General features: G+C 67.1%; 3 protein-coding genes. All 3 read right to left on the bottom strand.

Going from position 1 to position 2,806, the window contains the following annotated elements; all coding sequences use genetic code 11:
* Positions 1–993, bottom strand: a 993-nt coding sequence (locus EN964_RS30925; RefSeq protein WP_245490704.1) for an ABC transporter ATP-binding protein, incomplete at its 3' end; no start/stop codon positions are given.
* The gene (locus EN964_RS30920; RefSeq protein ID WP_127270539.1) at positions 990–1,820 is read right to left on the bottom strand and encodes an ABC transporter permease; all 831 of its coding nucleotides are present in this window, start codon (positions 1,818–1,820) and stop codon (positions 990–992) included. The genes EN964_RS30920 and EN964_RS30925, both read right to left, overlap by 4 nt.
* Positions 1,817–2,803, bottom strand: coding sequence for an ABC transporter permease (locus EN964_RS30915; RefSeq protein ID WP_127277159.1), 987 nt, complete (start codon positions 2,801–2,803; stop codon positions 1,817–1,819). The genes EN964_RS30920 and EN964_RS30915 overlap by 4 nt, the downstream gene beginning before the upstream one ends.
* Positions 2,804–2,806 lie beyond the last annotated feature (3 nt).

The raw sequence follows: 2,806 nt of genomic DNA, 5'->3' as shown, positions 1-2,806 counted from the left end.
GTCCAGCAACGGCCTGGTGTCGCGGCCTATATGGGCGTCGAGCAATGCACGCGTATAGGGCTGGGCCGGGGCGCCGACAATCTGCGCCGTCATGCCAAGCTCGACCAACTGGCCATGACGGAAAACGGCGATGCGGTCGGCAAGATCGGCCGCCAGCGCGATGTCATGGCTGATGAACAGCAGCGTCATGCCGTCCTCGGTCACCAGGCGTCGGATCAAGGCGACGATCTCGGCCTGTACGATGGTATCGAGCGCGCTGGTCGCTTCGTCGGCGATCAGCAATTTCGGACCGGCCGCAATGGCTGCGGCGATCGCCACACGCTGCTTCTGGCCGCCGGAAAGCTGATGCGGGAAGGCGCGCAAGGCTGAGTCCGGGTCCGGCAGGCGGACGCGCTCCAGCAGGCTTTTGGCCTTGGCATAGGACTGGGACCAGGTGAGGCCGAGATGCGTGCGCGCTACTTCGGCGATTTGCTTGCCGATGGTCATGACAGGATCGAGGCTGGCGGAGGGGTCCTGGAAGACGAAGCCGATGTCGCGGCCGAGGCGGGGGATGTAGCTCTGTTTGAGGGAAGACTTTCGGACTTTGCGCCTTACGAGGCCCCCCTCTGTCCTGCCGGACATCTCCCCCTCAAGAGGGGAGATTACGCCCTTGTCTCCACTTTCGCCCATCGCCAGAGATGCAGAAAGAGGGCCTGCGGGGGAACTGCCAATCTCCCCCCTTGAGGGGGAGATGTCCGGCAGGACAGAGGGGGGCGCCTTGGCGCCCAACGGCGGATGTAAGAACCAATCGATCCGCCCATCAACCTTGGCGGACGCAGGCAACAGCCCGGCAATCGCCAGTGCCAGCGTGCTTTTGCCTGAACCGCTTTCGCCGATGATGGCGAGGCGTTCGCCATTGGCAATATCGAGGCCTACACTCCTCAGCGCTGCCACCTCATTGCCGTCACGCCGGTAGGTCACCGTCAGGTCGCGGATCGAAGCGAGCGTGGTCACGACAGGTCTCTCCTGACCGCTGTCGTCTCGACAATGCCTTCGCCGGCGAGATAGACGCCGAGCACGGTCAGCACCAGCGCTATGCCCGGGACAATCGACAGGAAGGGCGCGGTACGCAGGACAGCGCGGCCTTCGGCGATCATTCCGCCCCAGGTGACCCGGTTGGGGTCGCCCAGGCCGAGGAACGACAACGCCGCTTCGGTGAGGATCGCGGCGGCGACGATCACCGACGACATCGCCAGCACCGGCGGCAGGGCATTGGGCAGCACCTCGCGAAAGGCGATCGCCAGCGGGTGCATGCCGATGACCCTGGCCCCGGCGACATAATCGCGTTCGCGAATGGAGAGGACTTCCGCGCGGGCGACCCGGGCTGGTCCGGTCCAGGTGCCGAGCGCGATGGCAATCACGACGACGCCGAGCGACGGTCCGACGACGCTGACGAAGGCCAGTGCCAGCAGGAAGCTCGGCACGGTCTGGAAGGCGTCGGTGATGCGCATCAGCACCTCGTCGACGAGGCCGCCGGCAAAGCCGGCCAACGTGCCGACCACGGCGCCGACGACAAGTGCGGCGGCCGCGGCCGCGAGCCCGACAGCCAGCGATGTGCGGGCGCCATGAAAAAGCTCGGCCAGCACGTCGCGGCCAAGCCGGTCGGTGCCGAGCGGCAGCGACCAGTCCTGGAACGGCGGCAGCAGCGCCGGGCCGGCGATGGCCTGCGGGTCGCCGGGGAACAGCAGCGGCGCCGACAGCGCCATAGCGATCAGCGCCGCCAGGAGCATGGCGCCGGCGACCGCCTCGGGCGTGCGCAGAAAGCGGCGGAGCGGGCTCATGCGCCGGCCTCGCTGGCGCCTACGCGCGGATCGAGGAAGGCGTAGGCGATGTCGACGAGCAAATTGATGACAAGGACCAGGACTGCGCTGGTGAGGATAATGCCGAGCAGAAGCGGCGTGTCGCGGGAGGCGACCGCCTCCTGCGCCAGCCGGCCGAGGCCGGGCACGGAAAAAACGCTCTCGATGACGACGCTGCCGCCGAGCATCTGCGCCGACTGCAGGCCGAGCATGGTGATCAGCGGCAGCAGTGCATTGCGGGCGACGTGGGCGAGCACGATGCGGCGGCGTGACAATCCTTTGGCGCGTGCGGCCAGGACGAAATCCTGCCGCCAGACCTCGGCCATGCCGGCGCGCATCATGCGCAGATAGAGCGCCAGGTAGATGAAGCCGAGGGCGGAAACGGGCAGGGCGAGATGGACGGCGATGTCGGCGGCGCGGTCAAGACCGGTCTTGTCAGAGGCCAGGGTTTCGATGCCGCCGATCGGCAGCCAGCGCAGGTCGACGGCAAAGACGACGATCAGCACCAGGCCGAGCCAGAAACCCGGCACTGCATAGAGCGCTAGCGAGCCGATCGACAGGAAGCGGTCGCGGAAGCTGCCCGGCTGTGCGCCGGCGTAGATGCCGAGTGCCGAGCCGAGCCCGAAGGAGAGCGCGGTGGCGCTGACCATCAACAGCAGCGTGTTGGGCAGGCGTTCGAGGATGACGTCGCGGATCGGCCTGGAGAAGGTCACCGACTGGCCGAGATCGAGATGCAACAGCGCCCAGAGGTAATTGGCGAGCCGCGTCAGCTCCGACTGGTCGAGGCCCCAGCGATGTCGCAACAATTCGATCATGCCGGCGTCGCCACCGGTCGAGACGATATAGGCATCGACCGCATCGCCGGGGGCAGCTTCGAGCAGCAGGAAGGTGCCGACGACGACGATCAGCAGCACGAAGACGCTGCCGACAAGGCGACGGCGGATGAGCGTGAGGGCGCGGGTCATGGG

The sequence above is a fragment of the Mesorhizobium sp. M7A.F.Ca.CA.001.10.2.1 genome, assembly GCF_003998575.1.
Classification (GTDB): domain Bacteria; phylum Pseudomonadota; class Alphaproteobacteria; order Rhizobiales; family Rhizobiaceae; genus Mesorhizobium.
Note: the sequence above shows the minus strand (reverse complement) of the source record. Positions and strands in the feature narration are given on the sequence as shown.